Annotated in this window: 10 protein-coding genes and 2 pseudogenes; 5 read left to right on the top strand and 7 right to left on the bottom strand. The window is 58.2% G+C overall.

What is annotated here, in order from left to right:
* Positions 1-253: 253 nt before the first annotated feature.
* From AC1DYO_RS03375 to AC1DYO_RS03385, 3 genes and pseudogenes are all read right to left on the bottom strand, one after another.
* On the bottom strand, positions 254-1,624 hold the full coding sequence (locus AC1DYO_RS03375; protein WP_477260290.1) for a PIN domain-containing protein: 1,371 nt from the start codon (positions 1,622-1,624) through the stop codon (positions 254-256).
* A 439-nt stretch (positions 1,625-2,063) separates the two neighbouring features.
* On the bottom strand, positions 2,064-2,525 hold the full coding sequence (locus tag AC1DYO_RS03380; RefSeq protein ID WP_477260291.1) for a toll/interleukin-1 receptor domain-containing protein: 462 nt from the start codon (positions 2,523-2,525) through the stop codon (positions 2,064-2,066).
* Between the two features lie 482 nt (positions 2,526-3,007).
* Positions 3,008-3,364 (bottom strand): annotated as a pseudogene (locus AC1DYO_RS03385) (tyrosine-type recombinase/integrase); the annotation flags it as partial.
* A 24-nt stretch (positions 3,365-3,388) separates the two neighbouring features.
* On the opposite strand from AC1DYO_RS03385, the pseudogene AC1DYO_RS03390 reads away from it, so the two are divergent.
* The 5 genes and pseudogenes from AC1DYO_RS03390 to AC1DYO_RS03410 form a co-directional block, all read left to right on the top strand.
* Positions 3,389-3,555, top strand: a pseudogene (locus AC1DYO_RS03390) (FAD-dependent oxidoreductase); the annotation flags it as partial.
* Positions 3,556-3,776: 221 nt separating this feature from the next.
* On the top strand, positions 3,777-7,352 hold the full coding sequence (locus AC1DYO_RS03395) for a TerB N-terminal domain-containing protein (RefSeq protein WP_477260293.1): 3,576 nt from the start codon (positions 3,777-3,779) through the stop codon (positions 7,350-7,352).
* Positions 7,349-8,671: an ATP-binding protein gene (locus tag AC1DYO_RS03400; RefSeq protein ID WP_477260295.1), complete on the top strand. Its 1,323-nt coding sequence runs from the start codon at positions 7,349-7,351 to the stop codon at positions 8,669-8,671. Before AC1DYO_RS03395 ends, AC1DYO_RS03400 begins: the two co-directional genes overlap by 4 nt.
* Entirely contained in the window at positions 8,619-10,910 is a 2,292-nt protein-coding gene (locus AC1DYO_RS03405) for a DEAD/DEAH box helicase (RefSeq protein WP_477260296.1), read from the top strand. The genes AC1DYO_RS03400 and AC1DYO_RS03405 overlap by 53 nt, the downstream gene beginning before the upstream one ends.
* A 114-nt stretch (positions 10,911-11,024) precedes the next feature.
* Entirely contained in the window at positions 11,025-11,933 is a 909-nt protein-coding gene (locus AC1DYO_RS03410; RefSeq protein ID WP_477260298.1) for a nucleotidyltransferase and HEPN domain-containing protein, read from the top strand.
* Positions 11,934-12,223: 290 nt separating this feature from the next.
* Here the strand turns inward: AC1DYO_RS03410 and AC1DYO_RS03415 are convergent, their stop codons facing one another.
* From AC1DYO_RS03415 to AC1DYO_RS03430, 4 genes are all read right to left on the bottom strand, one after another.
* On the bottom strand, positions 12,224-13,519 hold the full coding sequence (locus tag AC1DYO_RS03415; protein ID WP_477260300.1) for an RES family NAD+ phosphorylase: 1,296 nt from the start codon (positions 13,517-13,519) through the stop codon (positions 12,224-12,226).
* Between the two features lie 593 nt (positions 13,520-14,112).
* Positions 14,113-17,979: an ATP-binding protein gene (locus tag AC1DYO_RS03420; protein ID WP_477260302.1), complete on the bottom strand. Its 3,867-nt coding sequence runs from the start codon at positions 17,977-17,979 to the stop codon at positions 14,113-14,115.
* Between the two features lie 520 nt (positions 17,980-18,499).
* On the bottom strand, positions 18,500-19,483 hold the full coding sequence (locus AC1DYO_RS03425; protein WP_477260304.1) for a 5'-nucleotidase: 984 nt from the start codon (positions 19,481-19,483) through the stop codon (positions 18,500-18,502).
* 171 nt (positions 19,484-19,654) lie between these two features.
* Positions 19,655-20,623 (bottom strand): protein NO VEIN domain-containing protein, encoded by a 969-nt coding sequence (locus AC1DYO_RS03430; protein ID WP_477260306.1) that lies wholly within the window; start codon positions 20,621-20,623, stop codon positions 19,655-19,657.
* Positions 20,624-20,629: the final 6 nt, after the last annotated feature.

Genomic DNA, 20,629 nt, shown 5'->3' on the forward strand with positions numbered 1-20,629 from the left:
CTTGGGCGAAAAACCCAATCATTGAGAGGGCTTTTCTGAATGCCAATGTCGGTGTTCGCACCCGACGTTTGCCTGGCGGGACCGCCAATGGATCGTCATATCGACCTCGTGGATGCGGACCAACTTGGGGTGCAATGACGCCGCCAGGGTCACAATTGCGCACGGCGGCTAGGCGAGGCTAGGGAACAGGATCGCCTCTGCCTCGGCCGAGGCCTCGTCTAGACGGCTCCGCTCCGAGACACGGATCAGGATGCTATTCGCGTGGCGTGCCGTCGTTCCGGAAATGCGCCAGGGTCTCCTCACTCCGAAGCAGGGGGGCCAGCAGATCCCTGATTGGCGGATCTACCTTGAGAGATAGATTGTCGAGGCCGATCAGTTCACCAAGTGCGCGATCCTGAACAAGGATCGGCACGGACAACCGCTCGACAACCTCACCGCGCATATTGGCGGCTGTCACACGGACCTCGATGTTTATGACGCCGCCGCTGCGGTCCGTCGGCTCGATTACCGCCGTGATTATCTGCGAGCGACCGTGTCGGAAGTCCTGGCAGCGGTACTCGAGTTGTACGGACGGGTCGTCCGATCCCTTTAGAGCAAAGGTCGTTCGATCGGGACGGTCGAGCTGTCCGTGCAGGTTCCGGATGTTGGCCAGCAAGTCTCGGTGGACCGAGGGGGCCGGGGGGCCGAAGATGTCCACTATGAACGGAGCTCGGTGGAGAACGGCGTTGCCCGAGCGCAGCTCGACGGCGACGTGTTCGGCAGTCATCACCCCAGCATTCTCGATCTCCACCTCGATTCCGTGCTGGGAGAAGAACCGCGCAACCCCAAGGTGAATGTTTGGAATGTCAATCTCGCCCAGATGGCGAGAATAATCATCGTAGTCGGAGTCGTAGTCCGGATTCCTATTTAGCCCCAGATCGAAGTAGCCCGAGTTCTGCTCGCGTCGGTTTTTTGCGAGGATAATTCGCACGACAGGCTTTACCCCTTCTGCAGGCAGTTGGGGCACGCGGATGCGGACGAGTGGCTGCGTCTCCACTGTGCGAATTGCAAGACGAAGCAATGGCTCGTTAGCCTGCAGCAGTTGCACTCTTCGCTCGAGGTCGGCGACGCGCCGGTCAGCTGGTGAAGGCTCTGGATCAAGCAGCCAGGTTTCGTCCGGCTTAAGCGCGCCCAGTCCGTGACGTCGCGCGCCCGCTCGCGGCCGGCTATCGAAGCTCAGGATCTCGATGCGAGAAGGGTTGTCGATCTTGGCATGAAGCGCCTGGGCGACGATGCGATCATCTCCGTTTTCGCGCTCAAGGTCGTCGAGCCGATCCCAGTCCGGTCGCCCTGCCGGGACGTAGGCGATGTCTACTCGCACCGGTTCTGCGACGAGCTGTGTCGCGCCGCCCAACTCAATGGAAGGATCAAGCATGCGGTTGAGCTCGCGTGCCCGAGTCCCGAGGCGACCGTCCCTTTTGCGAGCGTCGGCCTCGCTGCAGACCTGAGGCAGGATTACGAGGAGGATCGGCCCCGATGAGAGTGCCGACCACGGCAACTGGGTGAGGGGTCGCGCCTCGAACACCATCTGGGTGTCTAACGCAAACACTCGATCATAAGGGCTTGTGTCGAGCAGACCGGCCATTCGCTGATCTGCCACCATGGGTGGCGACATCGCAAGCCTGTTCCTGGGTAAATGTCGCTGCCGGAGTTCTGTAACGCCACGTTTTTGTCCGAGATGGATCGCGTTGCCGCTCGGCAACTTGTGGGCCGTCAGCGGAATGGCAGCTTCCGGCACAAGAGTCGGGATAGCGGACACACCACGTGGCCGTCCGAGCTCCCGAGGAGCAGCCGCTTGGACAAACGCAGTTGCCCTCCTCGACCTTCGAGCACTGGTTCGGGTCGCCACGGGCGTGGGAGGACGACTGTCAGCAAGAATCTATGAGGGCGCGACGGTGCTTAGCGTGACGCCACCCGGCCGAGGTATTGCGGTGGGTTCATCGTACATGTAACTGCTGCAGGTCGCTGGTGCGCATGTCCGGAATACCTAACCTTCGGCGCCTCGCCCCCCCGGCGCGTTGATGCTAGGTGATGACCAGTTCAGCTAGCTTGGCCGCTACATCTGTCATCGGCATTTCTGCTGTGTCCAGCCCGTTCCGCGAGGCGAGCATAGGGCTGACTTCGCGAAGAGCGTCGTAGGTGGTGTTATGGATGATTGGAACAAGTTGATCGCGCTGTAGGAGCACCGAAAGCTCCTTGTCTGCCACGCCCCCAGACGGAAGGCGCTTCAGCAGAGAGGGAGTCACCAGCACGATCCCAATCCGCGACTTCGCCAGTCCCTTGTCGATGGCGCGGAGAAATGGCTCGCCAAGTCCGATGTCATTCTCACTAAACCAGACAGACACCCCTTGCCCGACGAGAAGGTCATTCAGTTCCTTGGCAGGCCCCTGCCGGTCGTCCCATGCGTGGCACAAGAAGATGTGCCGAAGATCGGGTAGCGGCGCTCGTCTTTCTACGGTTTCTCGGATCGGGGTGAGCGCCCGCACTTCTTCCGGTGTGTAGAACTGGCTCGAGCCAGTTCCTGACCAGCGTGGCTTTGCGGTACGACGAGACCCGCCACCGCTACTCCGACCGCCCCCACTGCTTCCCGACGATGAGTAAGAAGGTGTGTAGGACGGGATATAGGACGGGGTGTATGATGACCTATAGCCGCGATAGCGGGGGCCGCACACTGGGCAATCCGCTCCGCCGCCGCGTATATGGCCTCTTACTGGTGCTGTGCATCTAGCCATGCGGCTGAGCTAGCACAAAATGGGAACATCTGAAAGGGGTGAGCAGCCGACCGCTTTAGGCTGCTGTCGATTCGTGCTCGAACGATTAGACTTGTGTGGCGTTGCCGCCGAAGCTCGTTCACTCGCTGAAGGTCAGCTCTTTCGACGTAGCCGGCCGAAACCCGCGAGTCCGCTTGCCACAAGGCATTGTGCGCGACTGAGCAGCCATCCGCGCTATGTCGGATAGCTGCTCAACGTCAGATTTCGGTTAGCTCCGCCAAGAGCAGCGCGTCCTCGACATCGACGCCGAGATATCGAACAGTGTTCTCGATCTTGGAGTGGCCGAGCAGGATTTGGATGACGCGGATGTTACCTGTCGCCTTGTAGATCATTGATGCTTTCGTGCGCCGAAGCGAGTGAGTTCCATATTCCTCTGGGCGCAACTCGATCGCGGTCACCCACTCGTCGACGAGTCGGGCGTACTGCCGTGTGCTCATGTGGTGTCCGTGATCGAGCCGGCTCGGGGAAGCGTAGTCCTCAGTCGTGCCGCCGCGCCGTTCGAGCCAGGCCAGCAGGCTCGCCCTGACGTCGCCAGTGATCTCGAACTGGACCGGACAATCCAAACAGCAACAACACACATATCGAAGGTCAAGGGCAACGCAGCGTCGCTTTCGCTTCCGCGCGCCGTTGTCATCATCGGCGGCGGCGTCTCCGGCTGTTCGGTGGCCTACCATCTGGCCGGACCGACATCGTTCTGCTCGAAAGCAAGCGGCTGACCTCAGGCACCAATCCGCATCACGGTGGCTTTGGCGCCGGACCAACCGTCCGCAACGGTCAGATCCGCACTATGGAAACTCAAGGGTCATTCGACGATCAGAAAGAGTCGGCCGCCAAAATGTGTTGTTGAACTGCCGCTTGTGTTCGAAATGGAAATATAGCTGTGCGAGTTCTCAAAAGAACTCATCCCAGCTATGCTCCGAACCGGAGGGCGGGGCAAACGGGATGAGGTTGCCATTTCATTGGACGATGGCTGTCGCCTTGGCGACAGTGCTAAGTGTTGCAGGCACCGCAACTGCCCAGGACTCCCGATATTCTGCGCGGCAGGTTCAACAGGCGCTTGCTGAGCATGGGTACGATCTCGGGACCGCAGACGGAATTTGGGGACGTCGGTCCATCAGTGCGCTCAAGGCTTTCCAGAAAGCGAGCAATCTTCCTCAGACCGGTACTTTGGACGCGGCGACATCAACTGCACTTTTTCCGCAACCGCAGGTGACGCGTAGCCCGTTGACGCCCATAGCCACCGACGCGCACCCGTCGCCTTTGGAGCAGCCAAGTGTTCCAACGAAGACAACTCCACAGACAAGCAACGGGGAAGCCGGGCAAGCTGGTGGCGATGTCCATCAGGCGCCGCCTTTGCCGGCGCACACCGAGGGGGCGTCAGCCAAATCCGATCGTTTGGCGCCGGAGCCCAACAAGATCGGCGAGGCGCCAACCAACCCCGCGCCGGGTTTGATCTATTTGGGCATGCTAGGGGTCGCAGCCGCGTTCTTCTTTATGCGGAGACGCCGAAGAAATCCGGCCGCGCAGTTGGTTCCAGCGACATCCGAAAGCAAGCGCAGCGAACCTAAGCGCAGTGTCAACCGGCCGGCCAGAACTGACAGGCATCGTCTCCATATTCCGAACGATCGCATGGTTCCAGCTAACGGTGCTGGAAAGGAACCAGTCGAACAAACGCCGGTCTTGTCGCCGAATATTGCGGCTTCTCTCGCGATACACAACGCCGCCGTCGACGATTTCATCAGACGGAGAGGAGCAATCCGACGGCCCAAATCAGCGGCCCGTCCTTCAGCCAGGCAGCCGGTAGATCCCCCAAAAACGAGTTTGCAAAGCATAGAGGTCACCAAGATCAATCCCGCAGCGCCAACGACCGAAGGATCGCTCGCATCGCATAATGCTCAGATAGCGGAATCCATTCGACAACGCGGTCCTGTTCTCATTCTCCCGACCGCAACGGATCAGGCGCAGCCGTCGGGTTCCGAAAGCAAGGGCAGCCAACTTGATAGCGGTCTTGATCAATCGGACGGAAGCAACAGGCCCCTCTTAGTACGGAACGATCCGATTGGAAGACAACCGGTCGAACAGACGCAAGCCTTAACATCAGATATTGCGGCTTCTGTAGCGGCACATAATAGAGCTGTTCACGACTTCATCAGACAACGCGGAGCCATTACACCGCCCACCCGAGTGAACAATTCTTCAACCGCTCCAGCAACAACGGGTTGGCAAAGCATTGAATCCACCGAGGTCACCCCGGTAACGACAACAACCGAAGGATCGCTTGCATCGCACAATGCTCAGGTTTCGGATCTCATTCGGCAGCGCGGCCCTATTATTGATCCCAACACGGCCGGGGCGGACCAGCCGCGGTGGTTTGACCGGAAGCCCGCGGTGCGAGCGAGCCCCGCCCCGCGCCAGTCAGCACATTGGATTCCTGCGAATACAGCAGCAATGGTGGGAAGCCATAACATTCGCGGTGGCATGATCTACGTAGGCGATTACCTGCCGAGGCAGGGCAGTTCAACCGACCCGGAGAACTGCCTGATCAACTCAAGATTGACCGTTGCCACTCACAACGATCCGCTGGGGCAAACGATGGGCTACTGGCCGTCTTACTCAAGCATTTCGCCCGCAGCGCGAAAATCCTATCTGGATTGGCTTGCCGGATCGCGATCCGATCCCGATGCCTATATCGGATACGTGTTCCTCTATTTCTACGGTCTTGAACGCCGCCTCATGTTGGAGGAAAGCCCAACCGACGCCGATGGTGTCGTTGCCGAGGTTCGCCGGCTATTGCAGGTGTATGGAGGGAATGGTTCGTTCAAGCGTTATGTTGGTGAGTTGCTTTCGGCTTACCAACTAAAATCGGCTCGCTTGCCAGAAAAGTTTGATCTGGAGGTCGAGGAAAATAGCTACGAGATCCCGCTAATGCTGAAGGTCGCCCTCGGGATGCGGGTGCGCAGCGGAGAGGCGATCGAGCCGGACCTTTTGTTGGCCTACGTCCTTGCCGACCCCGAAACGAGGGTGCGAACGCCGGCGCGACGGGCACAGACTCTCTTGCGAGAGCTGTTCGCGGAAGCAGTGCAGAAGCAATATCCAAATGGCGTGCGCGTTCCGTCCGCCGGAGTGCGGAAACTGAAGGTCAACTACCGTGCCTGCAGCGGGACGTTCGATCTTGCAATCCGCCCCTTTGGCGGTGACTTGCCGGATATCACAAACCGCAGCGAACCGATAGGCGGTGCACGCCGCATCTTCGACGACTGCACGGATCGGCTCAACGACTACAGTCGCATGCTCGGCCGTTCGGAAGGACTAAGGCCTAGCCTTGCGGCTGTGGCTCAGCTGCCTCTGGGTTTGCGTGTGAAGAATGGTGAAGAGCTTCCTGGTGATCCGTTGAGGCGGCTGCGAGAACTGTCGAATGATGATGGACTGATATCGATCCAACAGCTCGCAGAGTTGGCTGGGATAGAGCCCAACAAAATTTCCGCGCGGGCAAAACAGAAGGAACTGTCCGCAATTCTGGCAGCCTTTGGCTATGGTCATACCGCCGACCCCTCCTTTTCCCTGAAGTCCGCAAAACCAGACGAACTTGCGATGGTCTTTGGCCTGGAACGTGAAGCTGATCCCGAACCGAGCCAGCATTACCGCCCCACGCAACTGTCAATCATGCTCGGCATGGTGATTGCCTTCGCCGACGGTCTGCTCCACCCCTTGGAAGAACGCAGGCTCTTCGACAAGGTCGACGGAGCACCCGGCCTGTCGAGGGACGAACGCGTACGCCTCAAAGCCGAGATCAAGGTCTGCGCCGCCGATGCCAGCCGCGTAGTGGATTGGACCAAACGCATAAGCGACGTGCCAGCAGACCGCCGGGAAGACGTCGCCGATGAGTTGGTGGCTGTCGCTGCGGCAGACGGGACCCTTCACCCACGAGAAGTGTCGCAGCTCGAGAAGCTGTTCAGACAGATGGATCTGGACCAAAACTCGCTGTATTCGCGACTGCAGGGAAGCGTTGCTCCGCAGAACAGGCCGCGCGACGGAAACGACGATCTTCCCCTTGTTATCCCCGCCGGGATCCAGCCGCCGGGCATTCCGGTGTCGCCGGCGCCTCCCTGGGCGCGTACGACGCGTGTCGACATCTCTCGTCTCGAAGCGATCCGACGCGAAACCCGGACAACGTCCAGCGTCCTTGCCGATATCTTCGTGGACGAAGCAGAGCCGCCGATCGAGCTTCAGCCCGCGATCGTGGAAATCGAGACGTCCAGTGGGGATGCACGCTTCGACGGGCTGGAGCGACGCTATGCGTGGCTTCTGTCGCAACTGATCGAGCAGGAAACCTGGACGGCTTCGGATTTTGAGCGTTTGGTGCGCGGTGCCGATCTGATGCCCGGCGCGGCGAAGCAAGCGCTAAACGATTGGTCGCTCGACCGCTTCGACGAACTGGTCCTGGATGGCGAGGACCCTGTCATCGTCAACGCCAGCCTGTTTTCCGAGGCTACTCCACAATCTCCGTCGCTTACCGTCTCTGTCGAAGGAATGTCAGCATGACGACAAAACCTCCACCTATCAAACCGAGAGATCGAGACACCATTATCAGCGCCTTGCGTGCCGGTGTCGTGCCACGCATCGGTCTCCAGCATATTCAGGTGGGTCGCCAGCGAGAGATCGAAGCGCTGATCCAGGACATAGAGCGTATCGGCAACGGCGGGTCGAGTATCCGTCTCGTCATCGGCGCCTATGGTGCCGGCAAGACCTTCTTCCTGTTTCTCATCAGGCAGATCGCACTTCAGCGCAAGCTTGCCGTCTGCCAGGCCGACCTTTCTCCGGATCGCCGCATCCACGCCACCGGCGGGCAGGCGCGTACGCTCTATGCCGAGCTCGCCACCAGTCTTGCGACCCGTACCGCCCCGGACGGAGGCGCGCTCAGAAACATTCTGGAAAGCTACATACAAAAAGCATCCGAACGCGCTTCCTCGAGCGGGACGACTATTGAAATCGCCATTAAGGACGGCCTTGGCGATCTTCGCGAGATGGTCGGTGGCTATGATTTCGCTACCGTCATCGTTGCCTATGCGCGGGGCTACGAGGAGGGAAACAGCAATTTGCAAGACGCCGCGCTGCGTTGGTTACGCGGCGAATACACGACCAAGACAGAGGCGCGAGGCGATCTGGGCGTGCGTACCATCATCGACGACGCGTCCTTCTATGATGGCCTGAGATTGCTCGCCCGTTTCACAAGGCTTGCTGGCTTTGGCGGCCTGTTGGTCTGCCTCGACGAACTCGTCAATCTCTACAAACTGCAGAGCGCCCAGGCCCGCAAACAGAATTACGAACAAATCCTGCGCATCTTCAACGATGTCCTGCAAGGCACGACGCAAGGTATCGGCTTCATTCTGGGCGGCACACCGGAATTCCTGCTCGACACGCGGCGCGGGCTCTACTCCTACGAGGCCTTGCAGTCCCGCCTTGCGGGAAACAATTTTGCTGGCAATGGCCTGGCCGACTATTCCGGCCCGGTGGTCAATCTGCCGAACTTGACGCCGGAGGAACTCTACCATCTCCTGGAGCGCCTGCGCGACGTCTTCGCGACCGGCGATCAGGAGAAATGGCTCGTACCAGACGCCGCACTCCACGCCTTCATGGACCATTGCGCTAACCGGATCGGCGAGGCTTACTTTCGGACTCCGCGCAACACGGTGAAAGCCTTCGTCGATCTGCTCGCGATTCTCCAGCAAAACCCCGGCACGGATTGGAAAGGCATGCTCGGCGCGGTGGACGTGGCGGAAGATCGAGGCGGTGCAGGCGACGAGCCCATTGACGACGTCGAAGGGGGAGTGGACGACGAGCTTGCAACCCTCCGCATTTGACACGCTTTCCGAGCCGGTAAGGCGCTGGATATGGCAGCGGAAATGGCCGGCGCTACGGGACGTGCAGGAAAAAGCAATCCCGGTCATCCTCGCGGGCGGCGATGTCGTGATCTCCGCACGCACTGCCGCCGGCAAGACCGAAGCTGCCTTCCTGCCATTGTTGACCAGGCATGCCGAACACGCAGGCAGCGCCGATGGCTTCGCCATCCTCTATGTCAGCCCGCTGAAGGCGCTGATCAACGATCAGCACCGGCGGCTGGAAAGCCTGTGCGAAGTGAGCGGCGTGCTCCTGCACAAGTGGCATGGCGACGTGTCGGCGGACGCCAAAACCCGTGCACGAAAACGACCCTCGGGTATTGTTCTGATCACTCCGGAATCGCTCGAAGCGCTGCTCGTGCGCAGAGGCGGTGAGGTTGCGCAAATGTTTTCGCGCCTCGATGCGGTCGTCATCGATGAGTTACACGCCTTCATCGGCACCGAGCGAGGCATGCAGCTGCAATCAATCCTGAACAGGATCGAGGTGGCGACCGCGCGAGACCGTATCGATCGAATTGGGCTTTCGGCAACACTTGGCGACATGAGCCTGGCTGCCGAGGCGCTGCGACCAGGCAAGGGTGCCAGCGTCACGATTGTGGAAGGCAACGACGAGGGGAACGGGGTCCGTTTGCAGATCCGCGGCTATCTGCTGGACGGTGCCGCCCCAGGCGATCTCACGGTCACGCCAGACGATGGCGATCCGCCCGGAAAGTCGGTCGAACCTTTTGAACAATCGACTGTCCCAGCGGCGCTCGCGACCGACTTGTTTCGTCTGCTGCGCGGCCAGAGCAATCTGCTGTTTGCCGGATCTCGCGCCAATGTCGAGGTCTATGCCGACATGCTGCGTTCGATGTGCGACGAAGTAAGCTTTCCAAATGAGTTCTTCCCGCATCATGGCAATCTCGCAAGGGCGATGCGCGAGGAGGTCGAAGCGCGGCTTCGAGACGATCCGCGGCCGACCACGGCGGTCGCGACCACCACCCTGGAACTCGGAATCGATATTGGCGAGGTGGAGACAATCGCGCAGATCGGGCCGGGTTTTTCGGTCGCGTCACTTCGCCAGCGCCTCGGCCGATCCGGCCGCAGGGCCGGAAAGCCTGCAACGCTGCGCATGTTCGTCATCGAACCTCCCGTCGGCAAGGGACGACACCCAATCGACCGGCTTCGCCTGGATCTGGTTCAGTCGATTGCGATGGTGGAATGCCTGCGGGCGGGATGGTGCGAGCCGCCATTGCCAGCTGGGCTGCATCTTTCAACGCTCCTCCATCAAGTGATGGCGCTGATCGTGCAGACCGGGGGCGTAAGCCCGACAGTCGCCTGGAAACTGTTGTGCGAGCGCGGCCCCTTCCGAGCCGTGGACAAGACGCTGTTTGCCGAATTGCTTCGGTGCATGGCCACGCCTGAAAACCGCTTGATAGAGCAGTCCCCGGAAGGCTTGCTCATGATCGGAGAGACCGGAGAAAAGATTACGGAATCGTACGAATTCTACGCAGTATTCGCTACTGAACGGGAATACCGGATCATCAACGATGCACGCACGCTCGGCACCTATCCGCTGAGCTCTCCGATTGCACGTGGCGAAACGATCATCTTTGCCGGGCGCCGCTGGCAAGTCATCGAAATTGACGATCGCGCCCGTGTCATCATGGTCAAGCCGACACGGGCGGGAAAGCCACCGCATTTCAATGGCAAGGGGGCGGCCATCCACGATCACGTGGTGTCAACGATGCGCAAGGTTCTCGCATCCGACGAGGCTTACCCCTATCTCGATCCTGCCGCCAACCGCCTGCTGGATGAGGCGCGCGGTTCGTTCCTGGACCTGCAGCTGGATCGCCGCTCAATCATAGCGCATGGGGAGGGGGTCCTGATTTTCCCCTGGGTCGGAACCAGGAAGCTGCAGACCCTGACCCTGGCGTTACTGGCCCGCGAGTTCAAAGCATCGCATGTCGGCCATACCATCGAGCTTCAGGAATGCGAGGCCGAGAAGGCCATAGAGACTCTGCAGGAGATAGCTGGTTCGCCGGCGCCAGACGGAGAAGAACTTGCTGCACGATTGGCGCAACCGGCATTGGCAAAGTTCGACACGTTCCTGAGCGATCACCTGATGACACTGGTCACAATGGTGGAGAGAATCAACGTCAAGGACTTGCCCCTGATCGCCGCCAACGCACTGGAAAATCACAGAACGCATAAAGTGACATAAACCAACAGAATCAATTGCTCGCAGCCCGCATCGGCACCCTTTCGCATATGGCCAAGCCTGCTATAACGAGCCCTTCGACGCGCTCCTGCGTTCACCAGATTTGAACCGACCAGGATGAAAACCAGCATCGATCATTTGCCGGAGCACAAGCAGGAGGAACTGGCCCGCGTGGTCGAAATCCTGCATGCCGAATTCGAGGACGCGCTGGCCGAGAGCAGCGCGGACTGGAAGAAGAGCGGCCGCGTCCTGAAGATCATCCTGTTCGGCTCCTACGCCCGCGGCGACTGGGTCGACGAGCCGCTCACGATGAAGGGTTATCGCAGCGATTTCGATCTGCTGGTGGTCGTCAACAACAACAAGCTCGCCGACTTCGCCTACTGGTACAAGGCGAAGGACCGGCTCGAGCGTGATCGCGCCATCAAGACGCCAACCAGCTTCATCGTGCACAGCCGCCGCTTCGTGAACACGGCGCTGCGCCAAGGGCAGTATTTTTTCACCGACATCCGCCGTGAGGGCATTATCCTCTACGAACTCGACGATGAGCCGCTGGCTGAGCCCAGACCGCTAACGCCGAGAGCAGCGTATGAGACCGCCAAAGAACATTTTGAAGCTCGTTTTGCCGGAGCTAAGGTTTTTGCCAAGGGAGCCCAATTCTATCTATCCGAAGGTGACTACAGTCATTCCGCGTTTGAGCTGCACCAGGCTATCGAGCACACCTATGCAACACTGCTGCTCGTGCTAACCAATTATAGCCCGCCATCCCATAAACTCACCTTTCTGCGTGCCCTGGCCGAGGATCAGGATCGACGACTGTTCGAGGCATGGCCACGTGAGCAGCAACGTCATCGTGCCTGGTTCAACACCCTGAACGAAGCCTATGTGAAGGCCCGTTATTCCAGGCATTACCTGATAAGTGAGGAGGCGCTCGTCTGGTTGGGCGAGCGGACAGCGGAGCTCCATAAATGCGCTGAACAGGTCTGTCTGGAGAATCTGGAGCGGATGAGAGAAGCTGCTCGCCCGTAGAGGACGCATCGGTGATTATACGGCCTGCTGTGTGCCAACTGGCGACGCTCGGCGCCAGACAATGAACGTCTTGTTTGGGGCCGGTTGCGGACGGTCCGGTTATGGGAGCCGTCGGTGGAAAGCTGCCATTCCGCGTCCTGTCTCATAAAGCAAAGTTTGCCTCGTCAGCTTCCGCCCTATTTCGGTCTGATCTACTCCTAAAACGTCCTCGAAGCAGACTGGTGAGCGATATCATGTCCTCTGGTGACACATCGCAGTCGAGACAGTCATGATAACCTCATTGGCGAAAGTTAGTCCGCATCTTCCTCTTGGCCGTTAACAGGCTCGGGTGCCGGAGCGCTGAAAATCACCCCGTCTACGCGATGCACGCGAAAGCTCTCAGGAATAGGCACGATCCGCGTCCTTGGCGGAGGCTCCGGCGGAAGCCAATCCGACCACAGGTCAGAATCGCCCGATGGTGGCGGCTCATGCGCCGGTTCGACTATCGAACCTACCACAGACGCCGAGCCAAGAAGCGCTATGTTCCGCCCACCGGGATGTTGTGCAGATCCATAAATTATCGCGTCGATCGTGCGCTTGCCACGAGCGAACTCGAATTCGCGGTTCGAAAGGTACTCCGCTACTGCTTGCGTTGGTATGTAGTCCAAGTGGACATCGTCCGGGAGGATCGGACGAGCAATCTCGTTCATGAAGCCCGTCATAAACAACCACTGCGCAGCTCGTTTCCGGGCCTTGGCCGCAAATGGGTCATATGCTTTCGGCCTGGCACCAAACAACGTGGTGTCCAACACGCAGATAGGCTCAGTGATGCGGAATTCGGCAACGGCTACAAGTTCGCCGACACTGGGTCTAAGCTCTGCTATGCAGGTGTCGGCATCATAGGCACCGTAGAACGCCGAAATACCCGATGGGTTCAGGCGGCCTGGCTTTCGCATTCGCTCTGGCGGCGGCCCCAGTTTCCCGGCGAGGTCCACCTTAATCTCCTCGCGCTTGGCAGGCTCGTTGGCAACCCTCGCGCGGACGAAGCTAGACCCTTGCCCGTCAGGGACTATCATGTAGACCGGCCCTGAACTATTCATGTCTCGCTGCTGGTGCGCACCCTCAAAGATTCGCCGTAGCAGGTCCTCTGCTTCAGTATTGAAGAACCGGCGCTGGTGCATCAGACTGGTCTTAAATGCCGACCAAAGCTGGTTGTGCTCGCTTAGCCCAGTCTGCTCTCTCGAGTACCGATAGTCACTATCGTAGAATGCTTCTTCACCGTCGGGCGGCCAATAACTGTCTGCGTCGATGAGTTCGGCGATTAAACCATCAATAACTCTTGTGTCGTCCGCACCTGTTAAGTCGAGTAGCGTGTCTTCAAGGTCAGTTCCCGTAGTTTCGACATATCTATCGTAATAGGCGTCGTACGGTCCGCCCACGAAATTCTCTCTAAATACCGGGTCAGCTATGGCGGCAACTGCCGTAATCGGAATTCCCTTTTTCGTAGAGTGGAAATCGCAAGAGACTCCGTTAGGAAAAGATCGCCTCTCCTCCTGGATCCGCCTCTTCAATCCGCTTGCGGAAAAGCAATCAGGGCAGACGTTCAAGTTCTTCTCCGGAGTCGATAACAAACGTTCTGGTCACAGATCCCGCGAGCCCAACGATCGGTGATCCCCAAACCGTCCATGACTGCCACTTTTTTTGCTCGAACGAAGTTGCAGAATGTCTAGTTTGGCTGGGTGCAGCTTACAAGCCGCCATTTCGCTTCCACCCAAACCAATACCAACGGGAATCTTATGGACCTCCACATGTGAAGGATTTGTGCCGGCAGTTCCGGGGCCGTTAGCGGACTACCAGGTCATGGGACGGACGCGGCAAAAGCAGACGATGCTGCTTTAAAGGGTGCGCGGGCAGGTAGGTGGCCGCGGCCGGATCGGCCAACCCACGAGGGCCGAGGCACCATAGACAATGCGTAATGCACGTGGCTCGGTTGACCTGTTCGAATACCCTCGAAACGGGAACACGCCGTCGATGGCACTTATGTTGACTAAATGGACAATGCGCTGAAGAACGCGTTCACATTGGCCCACATCGTTCAGAACGAGGAACTCTATCTCCGGGCAAGAGGCTCATTCAACGCCGCCAAAAGAAATAGACCGCGATCGGTAGCCCATCATCCCGTGAACACTCACAATTTGCATTAGTTCGGAACCTCAAAAAGGATCCCGGCCACCGGCCAAATCCTTCTGATCACATTTTCCTCTGTTGGATCAGTGCTTTGAAGCTTCATCAAGATTGGACCATGTTCACCGCTGGTGTCCAGACTTTCCAGCACAACCAGATTTTGGTCCGTTGTTTGCAAACGTTTGAAGTATCGAGACCCGCCCTGATCCTCGACAATCACCGGCTTTCCTACCAGCCGGCTCATGCTAGCGCCGGTGGCAAGCGGGCTGGACAGAATGATGAATTGTCCGTGCAACGCGATCGGTTCTGCACTTGTACCGTCAATCCCTACGAGGCCTAAGCTGCCTGAGATTAAGTAGCTGAGCGCTGCGGAACCCTCGATAGGTATCACCTCATTCCCATCCGATTCGGAAGGAATGTAGCCGGCGTCGTAGATGACGCCGACTATCTTCTGCAGCTCGAATGTCGACTTCTGAGCGATAATCGGTGCCGCGATAGCGCGAGGGTTGTTTGCCTGAGCGATCAGAACAGCCACGTCGGAATGGTTCGCTGCGAACTCTAGCCGCCTAGCGAACAGCTTTTGATCGGTGGCGGCCACGACGAGCGAGTTCGGCGTTATTTTTGCGCCTTGCTTGACGATGAGTATGTCACCGCGTTCAGCGATTGGCTCGAGTGTGCGCGCCACAAGCCGATATGCCGCGTGTTGGGCAAGGGTAATCTTCTTCGCTGTGGCGGCGTCGTAGTCATCCACATCAAGGCAGCCATCGGCATTTCGTCCATTGGTGAGCGCTGCGGCCTTGCCGAGGACACGTAGAGGTATCTGCCGAACCTCGGCATTGAAGCCTTCGGGCCATGGCAATACTGTTGCGGAAGCGTGCAATTGTGTCATGCCGCCATGGAGTCGGAAGTGCTCCCGCTGCGCCTTAAAAACCTTATCAATCGCAGGCGAAAGGGTCTTTTTGAGATGATCGTGGACGTCGATGGCTTCAGCCATTCCTAGATTGCCAACACCCGCATGATGCGAAATCTCAAGGTGCTTGATGGCGGCCAGGTCTTTGTTGAGAGCTTTGGTGAGCTCATTGGTCGCTGGCTGGTCCCAGGGGGTTCGTCTTCTGTCGTAGAGCCACTCCAGTTTCGCACGGCTGTCGCCAAGCACGAACCCTGACGTCACTGCGTTGATGTTGGCTTCCTCCCCCCGCAGCATGATGCGGAGGACGGTCTCAACTTGAACGCGCGCTGCGCTCAGATATGCCTGCGCGTCGGCCGGCGATCGGCTGGTAGCTGCTATTCGCCACTGCTTTTCGAGCAATGCCCCGTCGTAGATCGAGATATGTCCGATATCTTCGCCGGCCGACGAAAGCAGCGCTATGCGACCGGATACGCCGGAGACCTTGATGAGCTCGAGGAAATTCTGATCATGAGTGACCAGCACGACCTGAACCTCACCCGGGCCGTTTTGCAGGGATGCGATTTGCTGCGACCATCGATGCCGGTGTTGATCGTCGAAGGTCGTTTGAGGATCATCAAACACCATAATGGGAAAGGCGTCGATGCCTAATTGCTCGACAGCCTCCTCCCTGAGGGCGAAGATAAACGCCCACAACACAGCGCGGAGCCAGGAAGCATTCGCAATCGATGTGGCATCGATGAGGATGTTCTCGCTCACCTCAGCTCGGATCGTGACACCTTCCTTCTTATTATATTTTGCTTCCTGGAACTGAACCTTATCGGTGACCAGGGTTTTCGCGAGGATTTTCTCCATGCGATCCGAGAGGTCCAGTATTGCCTCGCGGACCACTGACTCTCCAAGTGATCCGAGCAACTTCAGCGGTTCGATAGCGTCGGCAACGTCCTGTCTAATCGCCAGTTCTAATTCAACTTCCCGAGCGTCCTTACCGGCCTTCCAGGCCTTGCGTAGCGCCTCTGCACCTAGTCGATACGGCTCGGCCGTAATCGTCGCGTTGGCCAAGCGATCCAGATGAGTTGTCCAGCTTTCAGGAGGCTTATCTAAGGCGCGTTCCTCAGGCTCGCCTACGGCGTCAGGTGCCTCTGGAACCTCTACCCGTTCTGCCCACCATGCCTCCCAATCCGCTTTCGTCTGCGCGAACCAGGACCTCCGGCGGAGAAGCTGTTCGGCGACGAAAATCTTGTCGAAGATGGGCTTGAGGCGCGGGTCAAGATTGTCAGTTGGCAGATCTTCCAGGTCAGAGCTCGGCAGGTTTTCCAATGCGGCGCTGACGAGCTTTCCGAAGGCGACGAGTATCTTTTGATATTTCAGGTTTTCGGTGAACGTTGCCTCTAGCGCCGCTTGCAAAGTGGTTCGCGGCGATACCTTGAAATCGTCTAATGCACTGTTCCTCAGTTTTGCAGGCAGGGCGGCAGCCAACTTCTCGACTATTATCCAAATGTTGTCTTCAAATGTCCGGGTGGCGGCTTCACCTGCGAGGCGCAAAGCTTCAAGCTCCTGCTTGAGCGCTGGAGATTTTAGCAGTTCAGAACACAGCGGGCAGTGGCTCACATCACCATCTACATGTGATGCATGCCACGTTGCGGCCATGGCTTTCAGCCTGAAACGGTCGTCACTTTCCGATCGCTCTAGCATCTCGAGCGCTTCTTTGGCGCCTTGCCTAACCGCGAAGATTGATGCCTGGATCTTTTCGGCAATAGTATCGTCGATCTCGTCCAGCAGGAGCTCAAGATGCTGCCAACATGGCAGTGACTGGATCCCTTTTGACAAATCCTCTCTGGCTGCCGCAATTGCGATCGCTACCGATTGCTGGCTCGCCGGCTGGGAGAGGTCTATGCTTTCTGCGAGGTCGCCTGCGATTACCTTGATCAGTTCGGCCGACGTGCCATTGAGCTCCTTTCCGAGCTTTGCGAGGTCGCCATCTTGCGTGCCTGTGTCCGCAGGGAGGAACTCTGGCACACGCCGGTCTACTTTCTTCATTTCGGTTCGGCAGCTGGTCAGGGCGCTGTCGAACTCGACCAAGAGCCGAGCCAGATCCTTTTTCTGATACGAGAGGTATTCTCTGCCTTTATTGCATAGGCCCTCGCAGAGCTGTCCGATCGCGATGAGGTCGTCGAGGCCCGTAAGCCTCTGGACTGCCTCCGAAAGGGGGCTCCCGTTGTCCCCTAATCTTATTGAGGACAGCCGAGCTGGCATTACGATGCCCGTTTCGACAAGGATCGGGGGGGCGTTGAAGTTGGGGGATCGAACCTCCGAAACCCGACCGTTGTCGAATATGCGTGAAACGCTCGCTCGATTGCCAACCGAATCCTGAAAGGTGAGTTTTACGGATGCTCGCGGGATGGTGGTGAGCCCGCCGGCATCCGACGGCAGCGATATCAATGGCGGCCATTGGCCGATTTGCTTTTCAGTTCTGTCGTCTCCCACTAGCGCATATACCGGCCTAGTGGCATCAGCCTGAATTTCTATCTGATCGCGAGGGCGCTTCGAAGTCAGCGCCCAGATAATTGCCCCTACCAATGACGATTTGCCGCTGCCGTTAGGGCCTTGAGCTAGCCAGCTGTCACCGTCGAAGGCATAGGTGAATGTCGGGCCGTCGAAGGCGTTGACGCCCCCGATCCCCGCGGTCTCGATTGAACAGAGTTTCCAAGCGGTCATAGAGGAATTGTGGACTGTTTGTACAACGTTATCGGCAGGATCCTCTTCTCCTGACGACGCTGAGGCAAGACCTTGGATAAAGTCGGCTGGCAGCTCCGTCGGCTTTCTCGTAGCTGAGCTCAGTAAAAAGCTGAACAGGCGACGGGCTTTCGCCGATTTCAGGCCGACCTTCTGCTTCTTCCTTGCCGCATCTCGCCACTCGAGTTCTTTACCCTCGATCAGACGATCCTCGATCTCGGATTTCGTGAGACGGGCCACAATTCACTCCATGAACCCACAAATCCGACCCTCGCCCTTTTAGGGTTTACGGCTTCGAATCAGAATGAGAAATCACACTAATCGAAGGGTGAATACTTAGCGAGATCGACAATATTTTCTTCCGATGCTATCCGACGCTGATTCGTGAATGCGGACAGGATCATGGCTTTTGGGACTTCGCCTGCCCCCCCTACGTGAGCGAAAATTCATGGCACCGGTGACTGAGTTGCTTAGCAATTGAGTTCTTGGATCATTGGCTAATTGCGGACCATCGATTCCTCGCCAAGCCAACCACCTCCGTTTTCTCTAACGGCCACCCGAAAGCGGAAAGACGGCATCCTACTCCAGCGTCGATATGATCAGCCAGATAGCGGACTGGTTGCTTTTGGAGATCTCCGCAACGTCGCCGAACGGCCGAAATTGGGCGCAAAGCAGCCATTCCGCTATCCACCATGCCCAGATCGCTTGCCGTCAGAGTCGTTCGCTCAGCAAAAGCGAGACGAGATCTGGCCCCGCAGAGTCAGCCGGCCGGGATTACCGGCGCAGCCGGATCATGTGGTCCCGGAACATGGCCGGCAGGGACCACTGCCGCCGCGCCGAGGACGTGCTTCTCCTGGTCGTCAAAGAAAATGTGAGCACCAAGTGCCTTCAGAATGGGCGCCTTCGAGCGGCTACCAACGAAGTGCGCCTCATCAGCTGGCGTGCCCCATGCCCTTAGCGTGCGAATGACGCGCTCGTGGGCAGGGGCATTCCGAGCTGTCACAAGTGCGATGCGGACCTTACTTACGTTACCCTCACTAAGGAAAACTCGGCGCAATGCGGATAGCTTATGAAGAAACTTACCAAACGGGCCACGCGCCATTGGATTGCTCGCGTTCGCGGTCTCATGAGCCAGGAAGGCGTCCAGGCCCTCTTCCTTATAGATTGCGTCGGACTCGGGGCCAAACACGACAGCATCGCCGTCGAACGCGACCCGGACCTCGCCCTGAGGCGTTTCGGCACGATCTTTGGGTGCCAGACCGAGCCGTGCAGCCGCTGCTCCGCCGTCCACCGCTCCTTTTACGTCCGCATCCGCGTTTGAGAGAAACAGGTCGATGCCCCAAGCCGGGACAAAGGGCGCAAGCGACCGTCCGCTAGTAAAACTGCCCGTCTTGACGACAAGCTGGTAGTGATCGATCGACTTGAAGGCTCTGAGGGAGAGGTCGGGAGAGTTCTGCGACAGGAGGATCACTTCAACATACGGAGCAGCGTCAGGATCGTTCAGCGCAAGCAACCGCTCGACGACCTCAAAGCCGGCACCCCTGCGAAGGATCACGTCCTCCCGATGGAGTTGCATAGCCGCATACGCCTTGACGCCGGACTTCTCGAATATACGATGCTCCTCCTCTAGGTCAAAAAGAGCGCGCGTTGAGATTCCGATGCGAAGAGGGCTGGCCCTTAGCGCGACCCCTGGATCGCCACCCTTTTCATCCTCGGTTATCAGCGAGGGTTGTGCCGTTTCCATGTGCCCTTCCTTCCGTATCGGGCTCGCCTTCGCGCTGCCCTTTGTATTTGGCTATTTCGAAACAGCTGGAGACATGTCCTTCATGTCGCCAATGCTGCCAGACAGCGAACACCGACGGCATCGAAGTTTGGTCGGTGAACTTCTGATCGCACCAGACTCATTCGTGGCATTCTAGGGCTCAACCACGCGACGGCCGACAAACACCAGTGGTTCCAGATCGAACGCTTTCTCGAACCCCCTGTTGTCGTAGATCTTCAGATGCGGTTTCTCTGATAGGGCATCGGTCACCATGCCCAGTCGCCATCGAGGGTCGTTACGGCATCCATTTTCATTCTTTGTCAGGAAAAGCCGTTCCTGGGCCGTGGATGCGCCCTTCACCTCAACATGGTGGGCCGTCCGACCCTTCTTGAAGACATAGTCGTACCCGCAGTTCTGGTTGGCCACTCTCAGTTTCGAGAAGCCCTTGCGTCTGTAAAACGTTACGACGGCGCGTTCGGCCGCAAGCTCAACTTCGCGTCGGTGCTCTGCGGTGCCGAAAATGGCGAGTGGATCGGCAGTATCCGATTCTGGGCTCGGCAGGTTCTCATCGCTCGGATTTTGAATCGCGTCACGGCGCAACGTCTTCAGTCGGGCCTCCAAGATGCGCAGAACGCGCCGCTTCCCATCATCCTTCTTGACGCCGGGACCCACGAGGAACGAGTACTTTCCCATGCGAACTGATTTGTCGGAAAAGGGCGTGGTGCGCTTCTCCGGCGGAACGAAAAACGCGGTGCTACTGACAATGCAATAGCCCACATCCGCAGCACCCACCTCTCCTTCGGGAGGATGCTGCCATGTCCCTAACAGGGTCGCATCTTCGTACCAGCCAACGATATGGATGCCCTGGTATTTAGGGTGCTTTGCGAGGCAGATAACTGTCCAGCCGGTGCTATCGTCGTTCCACGGCGCATAACGCTTTGCCTGAGGCGGAACGTAACAGCGATAGGTTCCATCGGGCACCGGCATGAAGTTATAGGCTTCGTGCCCTCGGCCTTCGTTTTCCTGACCCCTGTTTTCATTCAACCAGCCGAAATTGCCGTCGACCAGCCCCCCTCTATAGTACTCAGACCAGCCAAATTTGACCCACAGGATTTTCTTCATGCTCAT

Source organism: Mesorhizobium sp. P2_F5 (assembly GCF_056403715.1).

What these genes read in the sequence shown, in the direction of transcription:
- AC1DYO_RS03395 (WP_477260293.1), top strand. Translation starts at nt 3,777, where the DNA reads ATGGCTGTCGCCTTGGCGACAGTGCTAAGTGTTGCAGGCACCGCAACT.
- AC1DYO_RS03430 (WP_477260306.1), bottom strand. Translation starts at nt 20,623, where the DNA reads ATGAAGAAAATCCTGTGGGTCAAATTTGGCTGGTCTGAGTACTATAGA.
- AC1DYO_RS03400 (WP_477260295.1), top strand. Translation starts at nt 7,349, where the DNA reads ATGACGACAAAACCTCCACCTATCAAACCGAGAGATCGAGACACCATT.
- AC1DYO_RS03375 (WP_477260290.1), bottom strand. Translation starts at nt 1,624, where the DNA reads ATGGCCGGTCTGCTCGACACAAGCCCTTATGATCGAGTGTTTGCGTTA.
- AC1DYO_RS03425 (WP_477260304.1), bottom strand. Translation starts at nt 19,483, where the DNA reads ATGGAAACGGCACAACCCTCGCTGATAACCGAGGATGAAAAGGGTGGC.
- AC1DYO_RS03410 (WP_477260298.1), top strand. Translation starts at nt 11,025, where the DNA reads ATGAAAACCAGCATCGATCATTTGCCGGAGCACAAGCAGGAGGAACTG.